18 protein-coding genes, 2 tRNA genes and 1 pseudogene are annotated in these 16908 nt (G+C 70.6%); 9 read left to right on the forward strand and 12 right to left on the reverse strand.

What is annotated here, in order from left to right:
* Nucleotides 1-5: 5 nt before the first annotated feature.
* The 3 genes from ACT3CF_RS16705 to ACT3CF_RS16715 all read right to left on the reverse strand — a co-directional run bounded on the left by ACT3CF_RS16705 (nt 6) and on the right by ACT3CF_RS16715 (nt 1136).
* Nucleotides 6-305, reverse strand: coding sequence for a hypothetical protein (locus tag ACT3CF_RS16705; protein WP_478424699.1), 300 nt, complete (start codon nt 303-305; stop codon nt 6-8).
* A 245-nt stretch (nt 306-550) separates the two neighbouring features.
* Nucleotides 551-626, reverse strand: a tRNA-Ala gene (locus tag ACT3CF_RS16710).
* A 186-nt stretch (nt 627-812) separates the two neighbouring features.
* Nucleotides 813-1136, reverse strand: a complete 324-nt coding sequence (locus ACT3CF_RS16715) for a TIGR02300 family protein (RefSeq protein ID WP_478424701.1) — start codon at nt 1134-1136, stop codon at nt 813-815.
* A 101-nt stretch (nt 1137-1237) separates the two neighbouring features.
* Here ACT3CF_RS16715 and aroA point away from each other — a divergent pair, with 101 nt between their 5' ends.
* Both aroA and ACT3CF_RS16725 read left to right on the forward strand, forming a co-directional pair.
* Nucleotides 1238-2563 (forward strand): 3-phosphoshikimate 1-carboxyvinyltransferase, encoded by a 1326-nt coding sequence (gene aroA / locus ACT3CF_RS16720; RefSeq protein ID WP_478424702.1) that lies wholly within the window; start codon nt 1238-1240, stop codon nt 2561-2563.
* A gap of 15 nt (nt 2564-2578) precedes the next feature.
* A complete protein-coding gene (locus tag ACT3CF_RS16725) occupies nt 2579-3217 on the forward strand; it encodes a (d)CMP kinase (RefSeq protein ID WP_478424704.1) in 639 nt (212 codons plus the stop codon).
* Between the two features lie 21 nt (nt 3218-3238).
* Here ACT3CF_RS16725 and ACT3CF_RS16730 read toward each other — a convergent pair whose 3' ends face one another.
* Both ACT3CF_RS16730 and ACT3CF_RS16735 read right to left on the reverse strand, forming a co-directional pair.
* The gene (locus tag ACT3CF_RS16730; protein WP_478424706.1) at nt 3239-3475 is read right to left on the reverse strand and encodes a helix-turn-helix domain-containing protein; all 237 of its coding nucleotides are present in this window, start codon (nt 3473-3475) and stop codon (nt 3239-3241) included.
* A gap of 6 nt (nt 3476-3481) precedes the next feature.
* Complete coding sequence (locus tag ACT3CF_RS16735; RefSeq protein WP_478424708.1) at nt 3482-3979, reverse strand: hypothetical protein; 498 nt, start codon at nt 3977-3979, stop codon at nt 3482-3484.
* A gap of 59 nt (nt 3980-4038) precedes the next feature.
* Between ACT3CF_RS16735 and ACT3CF_RS16740 the strand changes: the two genes are divergently transcribed.
* The 6 genes from ACT3CF_RS16740 to ACT3CF_RS16765 all read left to right on the forward strand — a co-directional run bounded on the left by ACT3CF_RS16740 (nt 4039) and on the right by ACT3CF_RS16765 (nt 10173).
* Nucleotides 4039-5412 (forward strand): aspartyl protease family protein, encoded by a 1374-nt coding sequence (locus ACT3CF_RS16740; protein WP_478424709.1) that lies wholly within the window; start codon nt 4039-4041, stop codon nt 5410-5412.
* A gap of 292 nt (nt 5413-5704) precedes the next feature.
* On the forward strand, nt 5705-7417 hold the full coding sequence (gene rpsA / locus ACT3CF_RS16745) for a 30S ribosomal protein S1 (RefSeq protein WP_478424711.1): 1713 nt from the start codon (nt 5705-5707) through the stop codon (nt 7415-7417).
* A 218-nt stretch (nt 7418-7635) separates the two neighbouring features.
* Nucleotides 7636-7914 carry an integration host factor subunit beta gene (locus tag ACT3CF_RS16750; RefSeq protein ID WP_478424712.1) on the forward strand — a complete coding sequence of 93 codons (279 nt, stop codon included), beginning with the start codon at nt 7636-7638 and terminating at the stop codon, nt 7912-7914.
* A gap of 131 nt (nt 7915-8045) precedes the next feature.
* Nucleotides 8046-8132, forward strand: a tRNA-Leu gene (locus tag ACT3CF_RS16755).
* Between the two features lie 107 nt (nt 8133-8239).
* Entirely contained in the window at nt 8240-9730 is a 1491-nt protein-coding gene (locus ACT3CF_RS16760; RefSeq protein WP_478424714.1) for an ABC transporter substrate-binding protein, read from the forward strand.
* Nucleotides 9727-10173 carry a DUF4112 domain-containing protein gene (locus ACT3CF_RS16765; RefSeq protein ID WP_478424716.1) on the forward strand — a complete coding sequence of 149 codons (447 nt, stop codon included), beginning with the start codon at nt 9727-9729 and terminating at the stop codon, nt 10171-10173. Before ACT3CF_RS16760 ends, ACT3CF_RS16765 begins: the two co-directional genes overlap by 4 nt.
* 14 nt (nt 10174-10187) lie before the next feature.
* Here ACT3CF_RS16765 and nadC read toward each other — a convergent pair whose 3' ends face one another.
* Together nadC and ACT3CF_RS16775 are read right to left on the reverse strand one after the other, a co-directional pair.
* Nucleotides 10188-11033 carry a carboxylating nicotinate-nucleotide diphosphorylase gene (nadC, locus tag ACT3CF_RS16770; RefSeq protein WP_478424717.1) on the reverse strand — a complete coding sequence of 282 codons (846 nt, stop codon included), beginning with the start codon at nt 11031-11033 and terminating at the stop codon, nt 10188-10190.
* Nucleotides 11034-11082: 49 nt separating this feature from the next.
* Nucleotides 11083-11613 carry a DUF1003 domain-containing protein gene (locus tag ACT3CF_RS16775; RefSeq protein WP_478424718.1) on the reverse strand — a complete coding sequence of 177 codons (531 nt, stop codon included), beginning with the start codon at nt 11611-11613 and terminating at the stop codon, nt 11083-11085.
* A gap of 75 nt (nt 11614-11688) precedes the next feature.
* Between ACT3CF_RS16775 and ACT3CF_RS16780 the strand changes: the two genes are divergently transcribed.
* Nucleotides 11689-12711 (forward strand): phytanoyl-CoA dioxygenase family protein, encoded by a 1023-nt coding sequence (locus tag ACT3CF_RS16780; RefSeq protein ID WP_478424720.1) that lies wholly within the window; start codon nt 11689-11691, stop codon nt 12709-12711.
* A gap of 10 nt (nt 12712-12721) precedes the next feature.
* Here the strand turns inward: ACT3CF_RS16780 and nadA are convergent, their stop codons facing one another.
* The 5 genes and pseudogenes from nadA to ACT3CF_RS16805 all read right to left on the reverse strand — a co-directional run.
* Entirely contained in the window at nt 12722-13732 is a 1011-nt protein-coding gene (nadA, locus tag ACT3CF_RS16785) for a quinolinate synthase NadA (RefSeq protein ID WP_478424721.1), read from the reverse strand.
* Between the two features lie 66 nt (nt 13733-13798).
* Nucleotides 13799-14560 (reverse strand): hypothetical protein, encoded by a 762-nt coding sequence (locus ACT3CF_RS16790; RefSeq protein WP_478424723.1) that lies wholly within the window; start codon nt 14558-14560, stop codon nt 13799-13801.
* Between the two features lie 63 nt (nt 14561-14623).
* Nucleotides 14624-15316, reverse strand: coding sequence for a DUF4230 domain-containing protein (locus tag ACT3CF_RS16795; RefSeq protein ID WP_478424724.1), 693 nt, complete (start codon nt 15314-15316; stop codon nt 14624-14626).
* Nucleotides 15313-16170 (reverse strand): MBL fold metallo-hydrolase, encoded by an 858-nt coding sequence (locus ACT3CF_RS16800; protein ID WP_478424725.1) that lies wholly within the window; start codon nt 16168-16170, stop codon nt 15313-15315. The genes ACT3CF_RS16795 and ACT3CF_RS16800 overlap by 4 nt, the downstream gene beginning before the upstream one ends.
* Nucleotides 16171-16376: 206 nt before the next feature.
* Nucleotides 16377-16908 (reverse strand): annotated as a pseudogene (locus ACT3CF_RS16805) (hypothetical protein); the annotation flags it as partial.

Below are 16908 nucleotides of genomic sequence, written 5' to 3' on the forward strand. Positions count from 1 at the left end.
GGCCATCACCGTCTGTAGGGGCGCGCCGAGCCGGCCATCCTCAGGAGACCGTGCGGATCGACGACGAGGATGCGCCGCACGCCGGCCTCGGCGGCGCGCTGTTGCGCTCGGGCCAGCACCTCGGATGCTCGGTGCTCAAACCCGGTGAAGACCATCGGCTTCAGCAGCGACCGATCCACCGGCGCGACGAGATCCATGGTCAAATCCGCGAGTATCGCCCGCGAATGTTGATCGATGCCGACATGCAATGCGAACACGAGTTCGCCAGACGGAAGCGCATCCGCGTCATAGACTAACTCGGCCATGCACCCCCCGCGATCAACGAGGAACAATGATAGAACGCCCGGCGCGATCGAGCAAGGAGAGCGCAAAATGGGTCAGTCGTCTGCGCGCCGCGCAGGCTTTGGAGCGCATGAGCGGGTCTGGGAGAGATTCGGAGACCGTCTCGCTGCAGCTCAGTCCAGCTTAGCTCACTGAGGGACGGATTTGAGGGACCAGGAACTGGCCTTCCCCCTAAGGGGTTGATTCTAGATCAAATTTTTCGGTGGAATGGTGGAGCCGAGGGGGATCGAACCCCTGACCTTCGCAATGCCATTGCGACGCTCTCCCAGCTGAGCTACGGCCCCACACCCCGGGAAGGAGGCGGCCTCTACAAAGCCGCCGGAGGGTTGGCAAGGGGTAATTTGCCATTTTTTCCAAAACCCCGAAAAAACCACTGCAAAGCTGTGGATAACCGGGGTCGTGAACGTCGCATCGCCCTCCCGCAATGCGACGGCGGGGCACCGGACCTGCCGGCACCCCGCGTCAAACGATCAATGTTCGTCTTCGTCGCCGCTCGTCTCGACACCCAGGTCGTCGTCGCCGCCCAGGTCGACATCGTCGTCGGCCGAAGGCTCTTCATCGTCGGCGACGATGTCCAGATCCTCATCGCCCAGATCCGCATCCTCGACCTCGGGCTTCTCGCCGTCGGTCTTGGCCGCCTCGAACGGCAGCGGCTGCTTGGACTTCAGGATCGGCTCAGGCTCCCACGAGAACGAGCAGTTGATGCAGGTGACGGGCTCGTCTTTCTGGAGGTCGTAGAAACGCGTTCCGCACTTCGGACACGTACGCTTCGTGCCCCATTCGGGCTTCACCATGTGCCGCCTCTTGCCTTTCAAACTCTGTGGAAAACGGGATTGATCCCGGCAAAGTGGGCCGCGCCTTGCCATAGCGCAAGCCGCCTGTCAAAGCCGGCGCCATGTCGAATGCCCTCCCCCGCCCTTATCACGCCGCACCGCGCGGCCCGCTTTCCGGCTCCATCACCGTTCCCGGCGACAAGTCGATCAGCCACCGCGCGCTGATGTTCGCGGCGCTGGCGGTCGGCGAAAGCCGGATCTCGGGGCTGCTCGAGGGCGAGGACGTGCTCGCCACGGCGGCGGCGATGCGCGCGATGGGCGCGACGGTCGAACGCGCCGATGACGGGCGCTGGCATGTCCACGGCGTCGGTGTCGGCGGGCTGCTTCAGCCGCAACAGGCGCTTGAGATGGGCAATTCGGGCACCTCGACCCGGCTGCTGATGGGGCTGGTCGCCAGCCATCCGATCACCGCCACCTTCACCGGCGATGCGTCGCTGTCGTCGCGGCCGATGGCGCGCGTGATCGCGCCGCTGTCCCGGATGGGGGCGACGATCACCGCCAGCCCGGGCGAGCGGCTGCCGCTGATGGTGCGCGGCCTGTGCCCGGCGGTTCCCATCGAATACACGCTCCCGGTCGCCTCGGCACAGGTCAAGTCGGCGATCCTGCTCGCCGGGCTCAACACGCCGGGCGTCACCTGCGTGATCGAGCCCGTTCCCACGCGCGACCACAGCGAGCGGATGCTGCGCGGGTTCGGCGCGGACATCACCGTCACCGAAACGCCCGAGGGGCGGCGGATCGAGCTCCGCGGCGAGGCCGAACTGCACGCGCAGGACATCGTCGTGCCCGGCGACCCCTCCTCGGCGGGTTTCTGGCTGGTGGCGGCATCGATCGTCCCCGGCGCCGACATCGTGGTGCGCAACGTCTGCATGAACCCGACGCGTACCGGCCTCGTCACCGCGCTGCGGCTGATGGGGGCCGACATTGTCGAGACGGATGCGCGCATCGTCGGGGGCGAGCCGGTCGCCGACCTGCGCGTCCGCCATGCGCCGCTGCGCGCGATCACCGTGCCCGCCGATCTGGCGCCGAGCATGATCGACGAATATCCCGTGCTGTTCGTCGCCGCCGCGCTGGCCGAGGGACGCACCGTCGCGCGCGGCGCGCACGAGCTGCGCGTCAAGGAATCGGACCGGATCGCGGCGATGCGCGACGCGCTGGCCGCCAACGGCGTCGCGGTCGAGGAGTTTGAAGACGGCCTCGCGATCACCGGTTCGGCGGGCGCGCCGATCCCCGGCGGCGGCACCGTCGCGACCCGGCTCGATCACCGCATCGCGATGAGCATGGTCGTCGCGGGGCTGGCCGCGGCCCGGCCGATCGCCATCGACGATGTCGCGCCCGTCGCCACCAGCTATCCCGATTTCTTCGCGACGCTTGACGCGATCGCGCAATAGGCCTGTTGTCCCGCCATGATCATCGCCGTCGACGGACCCGCCGCTTCGGGCAAGGGCACCATCGCCCGCGCGCTTGCCCGCCATTACGGCCTGCCGCATCTCGATACCGGCCTGCTCTATCGCGCCGTCGCCGCGACGGTGCTGCGCGAGGGGCTCGACCCGTTGCGCGAGGCCGATGCCGTCGCCGCCTGCGGCTTTGACGAGGCGCTGCTCGACGATCCGTGGCTGCGCACCGATACGGTGGGCAAGACCGCGTCGGTCGTCTCGGCGCATCCGCTGGTTCGCGCGGCGCTGCTCGCGCGGCAGCGCAAATTCGCACGCCAGCCCGGCGGCGCGGTGCTCGACGGCCGCGACATCGGCACCGTTATCGCCCCCGACGCCGACGCCAAGCTGTTCGTGAAGGCCACGCCGACGATCCGCGCACAGCGCCGCCACCTCGAACTGCGCCGCAACGGCATCGACACCAGCCTCGACCGCGTGCTCGCCGACATTCGCGCCCGCGACGAGCGCGACACGCAACGCAGCGATGCGCCGCTGCGCGCTGCCGACGACGCGATGACGCTCGACACCAGCTTCCTGTCGGTGGACGCCGCGATCGAACGCGCGATCGCGCTCGTCGAATCGCGCCGCAACGCCACCGCAGCCGCGGGCTGACGGCGCCCGGTCAGCGCCCGGTCAGGCCGGCGCGTCCGCCTCGCCCCCGGGCGGGTCGGGCACCCATCCCAGGATGTCGCCCGGCGTGCAGTCGAGATAGGCGCAGATGCGGTCGAGCGTCTCGAACCGGATGCCGCGCACCTTGCCCGACTTGAGCAGCGACAGGTTCGATTCGGTGATGCCGACATGCGCCGCCAGGTCCTTCGACCGGACCTTGCGCAGCGCCAGCATGACGTCGAGGCGGACGATGATCGCCATGCCGCCTCAGATGATCGCCCGGCTGTCGAGTTCGTACTGCGCCGCCTCGTCGAACAGCCGCGCGACGAAGAAGAGCAGCGCGCTCACCAGCAGCGCGACGAGGTCGCCGTCGGCCAGCCCGAGCTCGACGCGCCCATGCCCGCCATTCGCCAGCGCGAGCAGCGTCGCGAGCACCGGCGGCATCACGATCCGCACGAACGCGGCCGAGACCAGCCAGGCGGCAAACCGCCGAAAATCATGCGTCACGCCCGCCGAAAACCGCTCGCCCCGCTCGATCCGGCGCAGCATCGCCGCCAGCCGGAACAGCGCCAGCCACACCACGGCGATCTCCGCCGCCGACAGCGCCAGCGCCGCCGGGCGCGGCAAGGACGCCGGGCCCAGATGCACGCCCGGCCCGGGCAGCAGCACCGCCGCCGCCAGCATCGCCCCCAGCCCCAGGCCGACCGCCGCCGCTCCCAGCCGCAGGCGCCGCGCCCCCTGCGCGATCGGATCAACCATCTTCATTCGACAGCCATTTCTTACTGTATTACGATAATTCATCATCGTGATTCGGAGATTATGCGATGGACGCTCGCGACTCAAGCGCTTGCCCCCTGCCCCGCCTTAACCGCCACCTCCTTGCCGTTGCGCTAATCGCCGGTGCCGGAATCGCTGCGGCGACGCCCGCGCTCGCGGCCCCCGCGACCCGGTCCGCACCGCGTGGCGATGCCGCCGCGGCGATCGACGCCGCCGCCGCGGGCGATCTGGGGGCCATCGAGGCTGCGCTGGCGGCGGCACGCGATCCGGCGTCGCGCGCACTGCTCCGCGCCCAGCACGCCGCGCTGCTGCTCGACGATGCCGGCGGGCGCCGCGCGCTCGCCGACCCTGCGCTGCGCACCGATCGCGACCCGCGCCGCCGCGCGATCGCCCAGTCGATCCGCGCCGACCTGGCCTTTGCCCGTGGCGACTATGCCGATGCCGCGGCCGCGATCCGCGCGTGGCAGGCGCTGCCTGCGGCCGCGCATCATGGCGACGAGGCCGGCACGATGGCGCAGACGCTCGCCATCGCCGCCGCGCTGGCCGACGTTCCGGCGCAGCAGCGGCGCGACGGCGCCGGCACGCGCATCGCCACGCATCGCGACGCGGCGGGGCTCGTCCGCGGCAGCATCGCCGTCAACGGCGTCGCAAGCGATGCGGTGCTCGACACCGGCGCCAATCTCTCGGTCGTCTCGGCAAGCGAGGCGGTGCGGCTGAACATCCGGCTGCTCGACGGCAAGGTCAGCGTCGGAACGCCCACCGCCGCGCGGGTGCCCACCCGCCTCGGCGTCGCCGACCGGCTGACGATCGCGGGGGTGACGCTCGCCAATGTCGTGTTTCTGGTGATGGACGATGACCAGCTCCGCTTCCCGCTTCCCGGCGGCTATCGCATCGACGCGATCATCGGCTTTCCGGTGCTGCGCGCGCTCGGCCGGATCCGCTTCGATCGCGACGGCGGTTTCGCTGCGGGCAACGCCGCCGCCGAACCCGCCGACGACATCGAAACGCGCCGCGCCGCCCGCCTCACCGGCGCGGGCAGCGACCTGTATGTCGAGGCGCGGTTCGGCACCGCTTCCGCCGTCCTCCATCTCGATACCGGCGCGACGCACACCAGCCTGTCGAGCCGCTTCGCCGCGGCGCATCGCCCGCTGCTCGCGGGGCTCGGCGCCACGACGCAGCGCAGCAGCGCTGCGGGCGGCACGGTGCGCGTCCGCGACGCGCTCGAATGGAAGTCGGTTCCGCTCGGCATCGCCGGCCGCGCGCTCACGCTCGATCGCATCGCGGTCGCCACCCCGGCCCCCGGCGCATCGCTCGACGACAAGATGGGCGTGCTCGGCCAGGACGTGCTGCGCGCCTTCGATCATTTTACGCTCGATTTCGACACGATGCGCTTCGCGCTCGGACGCCCCGTCGCGCGCTGATCCACGCGCCGCCGCGCGCCGCAGGCGGCGCGCTTGCACACGCCGGCGCGCGCCTTGCGAAAGCAGGGACTTTCGGCTATGGCCCGCCGGTCCAACGAGCGGGTGCTCGTGGCGGTGGCGCGAAGGCATTCGAGTCTTTCGTGCCCTTTTCGCGTTTCTGCGGATCGCCGCTCACGTTCGCCCGGTTGCGGATGCCGCGTCCGGCATGGGGCCGCCGCGGCGTTTTCGGCCCTCAAGACCGCCGGAGCCAACCGGCTGGCCGGAAAAACGAACGTTTAGGAACCAACCACTTATGGCCACTTCGGCAAATCCCTCCCGCGACGATTTCGCGGCAATGCTCGATCAGACGCTGGGTCAGGCGGACGGCTTCGAAGGCCGCGTCGTGATCGGCACCGTCACCGGCATCGAAAATGACCTGGCCGTCATCGACGTCGGCCTCAAGTCGGAAGGCCGCGTGCCGCTGCGCGAATTCGCGGCGCCGGGCCAGAAGGCCGACCTCAAGGTCGGTGACGAAGTCGAAGTCTATGTCGACCGCGTCGAGAACGCGAACGGCGAAGCGATGCTCAGCCGCGACCGCGCCCGCCGCGAAGCCGCATGGGACAAGCTGGAGGCCGAATTCGCCAAGTCGGCCCGCGTCGAAGGCGTGATCTTCGGCCGCGTCAAGGGCGGCTTCACCGTCGACCTGTCGGGCGCCGTGGCCTTCCTGCCGGGCAGCCAGGTCGATATCCGTCCGGTGCGCGACGTCACCCCGCTGATGGACATCCCGCAGCCCTTCCAGATCCTCAAGATGGACCGCAAGCGCGGCAACATCGTCGTGTCGCGTCGCGCGGTGCTCGAGGAAACCCGCGCCGAACAGCGTTCGGGCCTGATCCAGTCGCTGCACGAGGGCCAGGTGATCGACGGCGTCGTCAAGAACATCACCGATTACGGTGCGTTCGTCGACCTGGGCGGCATCGACGGCCTGCTGCACGTCACCGACCTCAGCTACAAGCGCGTCAATCACCCGAGCGAAGTGCTCAACATCGGTGACACCGTCCGCGTCCAGATCATCCGCATCAACCGCGAGACGCAGCGCATCAGCCTCGGCATGAAGCAGCTCGAGAGCGATCCGTGGGATGGCGCGAGCGTCAAGTACCCGGTCGGCGCCAAGCTCACCGGCCGCGTGACCAACATCACCGAATACGGCGCGTTCGTCGAGCTCGAGCCGGGCATCGAAGGCCTGGTCCACGTCTCGGAGATGAGCTGGACCAAGAAGAACGTCCATCCGGGCAAGATCGTGTCGACCTCGCAGGAAGTCGAAGTCGTCGTGCTCGAGGTCGATCAGGAAAAGCGCCGCATCTCGCTCGGCCTCAAGCAGGCGCAGGCGAATCCGTGGGAGAAGTTCGCGGAAGAGCATCCCGTCGGTTCGACCGTCGAGGGCGAAGTCAAGAACGCGACCGAGTTCGGCCTGTTCATCGGCCTGGACAACGACGTCGACGGCATGGTCCACATGTCGGACATCGCCTGGGGCATCTCGGGCGAGGACGCGCTCAACCTGCATCGCAAGGGCGAGCATGTGAAGGCGATCGTGCTTGCGGTTGAGCCCGACAAGGAGCGCATCAGCCTGGGCATGAAGCAGCTCGAGCGCGGCGGCGTTGCGGCTGCCGGCACCACGGGCGGCGCGGATCGCCTCAACAAGAACGCGATCGTCACCGTCACCGTTCTCGAAGTCCGCGACGCGGGCCTCGAGGTTCAGGTCGGCGACGACGGCGCGACCGGCTTCATCAAGCGCACCGACCTCGGCCGCGACCGCGACGAGCAGCGTCCGGAGCGTTTCCAGGTCGGCCAGAAGTTCGACGCGATGGTGACCGGCTTCGATCGTTCGAAGAAGCCGACCTTCTCGATCAAGGCGATGCAGATCGCCGAAGAGAAGCAGGCCGTTGCGCAGTACGGCTCGTCGGACTCGGGTGCGTCGCTCGGCGACATCCTGGGCGAGGCGCTCAAGGCGCGCAGCCAGGGCAACTGAGCCTGAAACGGAATCGCGACCGGCCCCGGCCGGTCCGGTTTTCCCGCGGGGGGTGGCCACTGGCCGCCCCCCGTTTCGTATCTGAACAGCTTTTTCCCCAGATATTTGCGCAGATCAGTAAATATGCGGGTTGTTGAAGCTCCCCCTGCACCGCTAGAAATAGCATATCGGGACACCCGGGCGGCGCGTACAACCGCTTGGGAAGTAGGAGGCTTTTGATGATCCGTTCGGAACTCGTGCAGCTGTTGGCTCAGGACAACCCCGGGCTGTCGATGCGCGAAGTGGAGAAGATCGTCACCGTCTTCTTCGACGAGATCACCCAGCGACTCACCGAGGACGGCCGGGTCGAACTGCGCGGCTTCGGCGCCTTTTCGACGCGGGCGCGCGACGGGCGCGTCGGCCGCAACCCGCGCACCGGCGAAACGGTCGAAGTTGCGGCAAAGCGCGTGCCCTATTTCAAGCCGGGCAAGGAAATGCGCGTCCGCCTGAACGTCTGAAGTCGGCGCGAACGCCGGCCGCCGCCCGATCGCGCGGCGGCGATCGGCCCGGATCGACAACGGTCGATCTGCTCTCTTCGCTTTGCAATGGCTTGACGCCTTGCCGCGCATGCGCTTGCAGGGGCCGGCGTGCGGACGTGGCGAAATCGGTAGACGCCGGAGACTTAAAATCTCCTGCCCTTCGGGGCGTGCGGGTTCGAGTCCCGCCGTCCGCACCAGTCCGGCCGCCCCATTCTGTCGATCGGGGGCCGGTACGACTCGGCGGGCTTGGCAGCCGCGCCGCGGAACCATACACCGGGCGGGCCGTCTCCGTTCGCGAGCCCTGATGTTCCGTCGCCTTCCCCTTGCCGCACGCGCTGCGCCCCTGCTTGCCGCCGCCCTCGCGCTGCTCGGCGGCTGCGGCTCGGCCGACGAACGCGCCGATGCGCCGGTGCGGGTGAGCGCGATCGGCACCGGGCTCGATCGCGCCGATCCGGCGCTCGGGCCGCTCGATGCGCCGCGGCGGGCGCTGCTCGGCGCCACCGCACAGGGGCTGGTGCGCTTCGATGCCGCCAGCCAGATCGAACCGGGGCTCGCCGAGCGCTGGATCGTCATCGACGAAGGGCGCAGCTACATCTTCCGGCTGCGTCCGGCGATCTGGCCCGACGGCAGCAGCGTCACCACCGCCGAGGTCGCCCGCGAACTGCGCCGCGCCGCCGCGCCGGGCAGCCGCAACCCGCTCGCCCCGTTCCTCGCGGTGATCGACGAGGTCGTGCCGATGACGCCCGAGGTGATCGAGGTGCGCCTCAAGCATCCGCGCCCCGACCTGCTCAAGCTGTTCGCCCAGCCCGAACTGGCGCTGTTTCGCCCGCGCGACGCGGGCGGCACCGGGCCGTTCCGCATGGCGCCCGTGCGCGCGGGGACGCGCGGCCCGCTGTTGCTGCGCGCCGATTCGGCGCTGGCGGGCGGCGACGAGGACGGTGTCCCGCGCGGCCCGGCGCCGGTGCAGTTGCGCGCCGATCGTGCCGCGCTCGCGATCGCCCGCTTCATCGACGGCAGCGCCGATGTCGTGCTCGGGGGCAGCTTCGTCGATTGGCCGATCCTGATGGCGGCCCGGCCCGACGCCGAACGCATCCGGCTCGACCCCGCGATCGGGATGTTCGGCCTGGCGGTGGTGCGTCGCGAGGGGTTCCTTGCCGATCCCGACAATCGCGCCGCCGTCGCCATGGCGATCGACCGGGTCGCGCTCACGGCCGCCTTCGGACCCGACTGGGCGCCCAGCGAGGCGCTGCTTCCGGCGCAGCTCGATTCGGCGGCGCCGCCCGCGCGGCCGAGCTGGACCGCGCTCGATCTCGCCACGCGGCGCGCGACGGCCGCGGCGCGCGTGACGGCGTGGGTCGCCGCGACGGGCGAATCGCCGCAATTGCGGATCGCGCTCCCCGACGGGCCGGGCGCGACGCTGCTCTGGGGCCAGGTCGCCGGCGCGCTTCGCCGCATCGGCGTGCTCGCGCGGCGCGTCGCGCTCGACGCCCCCGCCGACCTGCGCCTCGTCGATCTGGTCGCCCCCTATGACAGCGGCCGCTGGTTCGTGCAGACCGCCTGCGCGCCCTGTGCGCCCGAGGCGGCCGATCGCGTCGCCGCCGGCCGCGACGCGGGAAGCCTCGCCGATCGTGCCCAGCGCATCGCCGAGGCCGATGCCGCGCTCGCCGCCGACGTCGCGTTCATCCCGCTCGCCCAGCCGCTGCGCTGGTCGCTGGTGGCGCCCGGGCTCGACGGCTGGCAGCGGAACGTGCGCGCCTGGCATCCGTTGGACCATCTGCGCAGCGAAGCGGAGTGAACGGCGTGCCTCAGACCAGCCCGGTTGTCCCCAAGTCGCGCCCCCGGCGCCTCGCCGAATCGCTGCCGCTCGGGCGCGATCCCGGCTCGGTCCGCCGCCGGATCGAGGGGATGGAGCGCGTGCTCGAACGGCTGTTCACCATCCCCGGCACGCGCCAGACGGTCGGCCTCGACGTCGTGCTCGATTTCGTCCCCGCGGTCGGCCCCAGCGTCGCCGCGCTGATGGGGCTCTACATCGCCTGGGAGGCGCGCAACCTGCGCATGCCGCGCACCACGATGGTGCGGATGGCGGGCAATGTCGGCTTCGACTGGCTGCTCGGGATGATCCCGTTCGTCGGCGCGGTCCCCGACTTCTTCTTCCGCTCGAACACGCGCAACCTGCGGCTGGTCAAGCGCCACCTCGATCGCCACCACCCCGCGACGGTCACGCTCGTCCAGCGCTGAACGCCCCCGCCCGGTCAGGCGGTGCGAAAGTCGAGCCCGATGTCCGCCGCCGGCGCCGACTGGGTCAGCCGCCCGACGCTCACATAGGTCACGCCCGTCTCGGCGATCGCCCGGATCGTGTCGAGCCGCACCCCGCCCGACGCCTCGGTCGGCACGCGGCCGTCGACCAGCGCCACCGCCTCGCGCAGCATCGGCGGGTCCATGTTGTCGAGCAGCAGGTGCGTCGCGCCCGCCGCCAGCGCCGGCGCGATCTGGTCGATCCGGTCGACCTCGACGATGATCCGCGTAATCCCCGCCGCCACCGCACGCGCGACCGCCGCCTCGACCGATCCGGCAACCGCGACATGGTTGTCCTTGATCATCGCCGCGTCCCACAGCCCCATGCGGTGGTTGGTCGCGCCGCCCATCCGCGTCGCATATTTCTCCAGCACGCGCAGTCCGGGCAGCGTCTTGCGCGTATCGAGCAGCGTCGCGCCCGTCCCCGCGATCGCCTCGACATAGCGGCGCGTCATCGTCGCCACGCCCGACAGGTGCTGCACCGTGTTGAGCGCCGACCGCTCGGCGGTCAGCATCGCCCGCGCGCGCCCGTTCAGCCGCATCAGCGGCGTCCCCGCCGCCACCGCCGCGCCGTCCTCGACCAGCCGCTCGATCGCCGCCTCCGGGTCGAGCGCGCGGAAAAACGCCTCGGCGATCGGCAGTCCGGCCACGATGATCGCGTCGCGGCTCTCCATCACCCCGGCAAAGCGCGCCGCTTCGGGGATCACCGCCGCCGCGGTGATGTCGCCCCCCTCGCCCATATCCTCGGCGAGCGTCGCGCGAACAAAGCCATCCAGGTCGAAGCGGTCGAGCGTCCAGGTCATGCCCCGGCTCTAGCCGATGCACCGCGCCAGGCAAGCATCGCGCGCGCGATCAGCCCCGGGGGCGCTTCTCGTCCATCACGTCGAGCACCGCCTCGGGCGCGATGTCGCGCTCGATCTCGCGCACTGCCGCGTCGTTCGCCTCGGGCACGTCCAGCCGCTCGGCGATCGCGCGCACCATCGCGGCGATCTTGGTCACCTCATGCTCGGTCAGCAGGTTGATCTGCAGGTCCAGGTCGTCGCGCCGGTCGGCGGCGGCCATCATCCGGTTCTGGCTGATCAGGACAAAGGTCGACAGGAAGATCGCCTCGACCGATGCCTCCATCGCCAGCACGACAAAGCTCGGGTCCCAGCGCGGCACCCCCGGCAACCAGCCCAGATTGGCGGTGATCCACACGCCATAGCCGATCAGGTGGAGATAGACGAACGCCATCGATCCCGTGAATCGCGTCACCCGGTCGGCGATCCGCGCCTGCAGCCCGGCCTGGCGCGCCTCGTCGTGGCGGCGCGCGGCCAGCGTCTCGATATTGCGCAGCAACGCCGAGTTGAGCGAGCCGCCAAGCGCAGGGGGAGGCATGGTCATCACGGCGCAACGGACGAGGCCGCGCGAAGATCAGCCGCCCCTTGCTCCCGCCCGCCGCGGGATTAGGCTGGCGCGATGCCGCCCGTCGTCGCCCCGGACCTGCCGTCCGCCGATTCGGCTCCCTCGCCGCGCCTCGGCGTGCGCGGGCTCGAATCGTTCCGCCGGCGCCAGCTCGCCGATCCGGCGGTGCGCGGCGGGCTGACGACGGCCGACCGGACGCTGTTCTCGCTGCTCGGCGTCGGCGCGCACCAGATCCTGCGCTTCGTCTTTGCCCGGCGCCCCGATCTCGCCGCGCTCGAGGCATGGGTGATCGCCACCGCCGGCACGCCCGATCCGGCCGAGATCGCGCGCTATCACCACTGGCTCGACGGCACGCCCCCGCGCGGCGCTGCCGCCGCCGCCATCGCTGCGGTCGAATCGGCCCCGCCCGCGCTCGACGCCGACGATCTCGCGCATTGGGACCGGCACGGCTTCGTCGTGCTGCGTCGTGCGATCGCACCCGCCGCTGCCGCCGATGCCGCGCGGCTGCTCTGGGACTATCTCGGCGCCGCGCCCGACGATCCGCAAAGCTGGTCCGGCCCGCGCTGGCAGTCGATCTGGACGCCGATCTATCAGGCCCCCGAACTCGACGTCGCCCGCCACAGCCTGCGCGTCCGCAAGGCATTCGCCCAGCTCTGGGGCACCGCCGATCTGTGGCCCGTGATCGACCAGATGGGCTTCAACCCGCCGCTCGGCCCCGCCACGCCGTTCATGGGCTCGCCGCTCCACTGGGACGTCAGCCTCGCGACGCCGATCCCGTTCGGGACGCAGGCGATCCTCTATCTCGACGAGACGCCCGCCGATCAGGGCGCGCTCCGCCTCGTCCCCGGCTTCCACCGTCGCATCCACGACTGGCTTGCGGCGCCCGGCAACGACACCCCGCGCGAGGTGCCGTTCGACGATCAGGCCGTGCCCGTCCCCGGCGCGGCGGGCGATCTGGTGATCTGGCGCCACGAACTCCCGCACGGCGCCAGCCCCAACCGCGGCGCGCGACCGCGGCTCACCCAGTATCTCAACTTCTTCTCGCCGCTGGTGCTCCCCCACCCCGTCTGGCGCTGAACAGGCGCGTTCAGCGCGCGGGCGGCGCGATCGGCCCCAGGTCGCCCTGTCCCACCGTGCCGCTCGCCATCGCCAGCATCCGGTCGAGGCTCTGCTTGGCGCGCAGCCGCAGTCCTTCCTCGATCTCGATCCGCGGCGTCAGGTCGCGCAGCGCCAGGTACAGCTTCTCCATCGTGTTCAGCGCCATGTACGGGCACACGTTGCAGTTGCAGTTGCCGTCGGCGCCCGGCGCGCCGATGAAGGTCTTGCTCGGCAACGCCTTCTGCATCTGGTGGATGATGTGCGGCTCGGTCGCGACGATCAGCGTGTCGCCCGCGATGTTCAGCGCAAAGTCCAGGATGCCCTTGGTCGATCCGACGAAATCGGCATGGTCCAGGATGTGCGGCGGGCATTCGGGGTGCGCGGCGATCGGCGCGCCCGGATGCGCGGCGCGCAGCTTCAGCAGCTCGGTCTCGCTGAACGCCTCGTGGACGATGCACACGCCCGGCCACAACAGCATGTCGCGCCCCGACTTGCGCTTCAGATAGCCGCCCAGATTGCGGTCGGGGCCAAAGATGATCTTCTGGTCGGCGGGGATCTGCGCCAGGATCTTCTCCGCCGACGAACTGGTGACGATCACGTCGGACAGCGCCTTCACCTCGGTCGAGCAGTTGATATAGGTGAGCGCGATATGGTCCGGGTGCTGCGCGCGGAACGCCGCGAACTGCTCGGGCGGGCAACTGTCCTCCAGGCTGCATCCGGCATCCATGTCGGGCAGCACGACGATCTTGTCGGGCGACAGGATCTTGGCGGTCTCCGCCATGAACCGCACGCCGCAAAAGGCGATGACGTCGGCATCGGTCTCGGCGGCCTTGCGGCTCAGGTCCAGGCTGTCGCCGACGAAATCGGCCAGGTCCTGCAATTCGGGCTTCTGGTAATAATGCGCCAGGATCACCGCATTGCGTTCCTTGCGCAGCCGCTCGATCTCGGCGCGCAGGTCGATCCCCGTCAGGCCGCCGCCGATACCGTTCCGTGCATCCATCATCCCGATCCCTGTCTTGCTGGCCCCGCACATGGCCCGCCGCACGACGCGGATCAAGGCCGGCGATCAGGGGAAATGCGGGGCGAAATCGCCGTCATCGCCGGGTGTGCCCGCCACCACCGCGCGCGTGATCGCGCTTCCCGCCGGGCTGAACGCGATCAGGTCGGCGATCAGCATCGTCGCGACCAGCCCGCCCAGCCCCCAGGCCCAGGCCGGATGGATGCGTCCGTGCCGTCGCCGGTCGCGGATCATCCCGGCGATCGGGAACAGCGCGGGGGCAAGCACCGCCGATACCCACCACGCCCACGGAATCATGAACGGCACGGGCAGCAACCGCCCGAACCCCGGCCCGGTCAACGACGCCATCGCGCAAAACAGCAGCCGCCGGTGCCAGTCGGTGCGCCGCCGCAGCACGATCGCGGCACCCGCGAACCCGGCGAAATAGGCGAGCCCGGCCGCATTGCCGAACAGGAACTCGCGCGTGTCGAAAAAGGGCGGCCCGCCATGGCTCGTCAGCGATTGCCGGACGACAAGCGCGCCCGCGACCAGCATCGCCGGGATCCAGCCCAGCGCCACCTTGCCGAGCGTGCGGTGCAGCCCCAGCGCGCCCGTCGCGATCGCCGTCGTCTGCACCAGATAGAGGACGACCCAGCCAAAGAAGAACGCGGCATGGACATGGAAGATCAGCGGCACCGCAAAGCTCGATCGTCCCATGGCGAGATTCATCGAAAATCCGCCGACGATCACCGCCGCCATCAGCATTGCCGAAATCACGAAGAACCGCGCGTCGCCCGCCGTTGCGGGGCGCGTATTTGCTGCCGTCGCCATCGCACACCCCCTGGCGCACCGAATCGCGGCACCGTTTTACTTCATCATTGATGAAGGTTCAAATTATTGCTGGTTGCCGAACACTTGCTCGATCGAGCGCGAACGGTCCCATTGCTCGTCCTGCCCGCCCTCGGGCTCGCCGGCAAAGCGGACGACCACCTTGCCCTCGATCCCCGCCGCGCGCAGCGGCATCGCAAAGCTGCGCTCGATCGCGCGCCGCGTCGCCTCGCGCGCCAGCCGCATCGGCACCGGCGCGCGCGCCTGCCGCATCAGCTCGGCCTGCGCCGCCTTGCGGTTGGCGGCGTCCAGTTCGCCGCCGATGTCGGTCAGCTTCATCAGCACGCCGCCATTGTCATATTGGCGCATGCTGTTCAGCTCGACCTGCGGCCCCACCACCTCGACATCGGGCAGCCGCACGCGCAGCTCGTGGCGCGCCGCATTCCAGCGCACGTCGTTCTGCGCCAGCTTGGCCAGGTCGACCTCGTACCGCACCGATCCGGGCAGGATCAGCGTGCGTTCGGCGGTCAGCCCGAACCGCGACTGGCGCGACGTCACCACGGCGACGAACCGCGCGGCAAAGGCCGACAGCCGGTTCTGTTCGCGCAGTCCTTCCAGGCTGGCGCTCGCCACGACCTCGGGGTCCGGCCCGTGCACCAGCCGCCCGATCGCGTCGCGCGCCAGCCATGCGCCGCCCGCGACGATCAGCATCATCGCCGTCAGCGCGGCGGCGATCGCGATCCAGCCGCGCCGCGTCATGCCGCGCGCCGCCAGCAGTCGCCCGCCTCGACCACCAGCCCGCGCGCGCGCAGGTCGAGCAGATGCGCGAGCACCGAACGCCCCGCCGCGCCGACCAGCCGCGGGTCGAGCCCGACATACATGCGCGCCACCATCGCCGCGATGTCGGCATCGCCCTTGGCGAGCAGCCGCAGGATCTGGCCCTCGCGCTGCTTGCGGTGTCCGGCCAGCCCGCGCACGAAACGCTGCGGACTGGCGATCGGCTCGCCATGCGCGGGGTAATAGACGCGGTCGTCGCGCGTCATCAGCCGCTCGAGGCTGGCCATATAGGCGCCCATGTCGCCGTCGGGGGGTGAAACCACGCTCGTCGACCAGCCCATGACGTGATCGCCGGTGAACAGCGCGCCGCCCGGGTCGAGCGCATAGCAGAGATGGTTCGACGTGTGCCCCGGCGTCGCCACCGCGGTCAGCGTCCAGCCGCTGCCCGACACGCGCTCGCCGTCGGCCAGCACCCGGTCGGGGCGGTAATCGGTGTCGAACGCCGCGTCGGCGCGCGGGCCGGTATCGGCGAGCGCCAGCGGTGCGCAGCCGATCACGGGCGCGCCGGTCTGCGCGGCGAGCGGCGCGGCGGCCGGGCTATGGTCGCGGTGCGTGTGCGTGCACAGGATTGCGGTCACGCGCCGCCCGGCGATGGCGGCGGCGAGCGCGTCCAGATGCGCGGGGTCGGCCGGGCCGGGATCGATCACCGCCAGATCCTCGACGCCCACCAGATAGGTCTGGGTGCCGGTATAGGTATAGGGCGACGGATTGGGTGCCAGCACGCGAGTGACCAGCGGCTCCAGGGAGAGCGCGACGCCGGTGGGGGCCTCTGTCATGGCGTTCAGATGGGCGCTGGCGCCCGTCTTGGCAAGGTGCGCGGGGCGCGGGTGCCGGACGGGGAAACGGGTGGGACCGGCCGCGAAGGAGAACGGCCGGTCCCGGTTGGGGCGCAAAGCGGCCGGGGCAACGGACCGCTCCCCTTGCGCGCCCCTGACGGCAATCGCGGCGCCGCCGCGGCGGGCGGCGCCGGTCGTTCGGTCGGTCAGTCGTTCTTGTTCTTGTTCTTGCCGAGCTGGGCAATGGCGCTGTCGATCCCGCGCAGCGCCTCGGCCCGCTGGCTTTCGCTCAGCGCGGTCTGCGCCGCGATCGTGCGCCGCGCGCTCATCAGCGAACTGCGCGCGATCGCCATGCCGAACTGGGCGTCGTGGATGCCGATCACCTGCGCCTCGCCGCGCGCCTGCATCGCCAGCCGCGCCGCGTCGTTCGCCGCGGTCTCGATCCGGTCGCTGCACACGATCAGCAGCTTGCGGCCGTTCTCCTCGCGCCGAACCACCGTGGCATGACCCGGGCCGCACTTTTCCTCGCGCAACCGGGCGACCGAATTGCGCAGCGCCTCCAGGTCCATCGGGGCGGTGCGGCCGGCGGCGTCGCGGGCGCGGTCGCTGCGGAACATGACGATGCGCGGGGACGATCCGGCGGCGGCGCTCGCGGTCGGGGCGGCGGGGGCGGCCGGCGCCTCCGGGGCCGTCGGCGCGGCGGGCGCCGTCGCGGCAACCGGCGCGGCGGGCGCGGCC

Source organism: Sphingomonas chlorellae (assembly GCF_056485145.1).

Bases quoted from the DNA above. Each gene is read 5' to 3' on its own strand.
- rpsA (WP_478424711.1), top strand. From the start codon at position 5,705: ATGGCCACTTCGGCAAATCCCTCCCGCGACGATTTCGCGGCAATGCTC.
- ACT3CF_RS16725 (WP_478424704.1), top strand. From the start codon at position 2,579: ATGATCATCGCCGTCGACGGACCCGCCGCTTCGGGCAAGGGCACCATC.
- ACT3CF_RS16750 (WP_478424712.1), top strand. From the start codon at position 7,636: ATGATCCGTTCGGAACTCGTGCAGCTGTTGGCTCAGGACAACCCCGGG.
- ACT3CF_RS16800 (WP_478424725.1), bottom strand. From the start codon at position 16,170: ATGACAGAGGCCCCCACCGGCGTCGCGCTCTCCCTGGAGCCGCTGGTC.
- ACT3CF_RS16730 (WP_478424706.1), bottom strand. From the start codon at position 3,475: ATGGCGATCATCGTCCGCCTCGACGTCATGCTGGCGCTGCGCAAGGTC.
- nadC (WP_478424717.1), bottom strand. From the start codon at position 11,033: ATGACCTGGACGCTCGACCGCTTCGACCTGGATGGCTTTGTTCGCGCG.
- nadA (WP_478424721.1), bottom strand. From the start codon at position 13,732: ATGGATGCACGGAACGGTATCGGCGGCGGCCTGACGGGGATCGACCTG.
- ACT3CF_RS16760 (WP_478424714.1), top strand. From the start codon at position 8,240: ATGTTCCGTCGCCTTCCCCTTGCCGCACGCGCTGCGCCCCTGCTTGCC.
- ACT3CF_RS16715 (WP_478424701.1), bottom strand. From the start codon at position 1,136: ATGGTGAAGCCCGAATGGGGCACGAAGCGTACGTGTCCGAAGTGCGGA.
- aroA (WP_478424702.1), top strand. From the start codon at position 1,238: ATGTCGAATGCCCTCCCCCGCCCTTATCACGCCGCACCGCGCGGCCCG.
- ACT3CF_RS16775 (WP_478424718.1), bottom strand. From the start codon at position 11,613: ATGACCATGCCTCCCCCTGCGCTTGGCGGCTCGCTCAACTCGGCGTTG.
- ACT3CF_RS16705 (WP_478424699.1), bottom strand. From the start codon at position 305: ATGGCCGAGTTAGTCTATGACGCGGATGCGCTTCCGTCTGGCGAACTC.
- ACT3CF_RS16790 (WP_478424723.1), bottom strand. From the start codon at position 14,560: ATGGCGACGGCAGCAAATACGCGCCCCGCAACGGCGGGCGACGCGCGG.
- ACT3CF_RS16795 (WP_478424724.1), bottom strand. From the start codon at position 15,316: ATGACGCGGCGCGGCTGGATCGCGATCGCCGCCGCGCTGACGGCGATG.
- ACT3CF_RS16780 (WP_478424720.1), top strand. From the start codon at position 11,689: ATGCCGCCCGTCGTCGCCCCGGACCTGCCGTCCGCCGATTCGGCTCCC.
- ACT3CF_RS16740 (WP_478424709.1), top strand. From the start codon at position 4,039: ATGGACGCTCGCGACTCAAGCGCTTGCCCCCTGCCCCGCCTTAACCGC.
- ACT3CF_RS16735 (WP_478424708.1), bottom strand. From the start codon at position 3,979: ATGAAGATGGTTGATCCGATCGCGCAGGGGGCGCGGCGCCTGCGGCTG.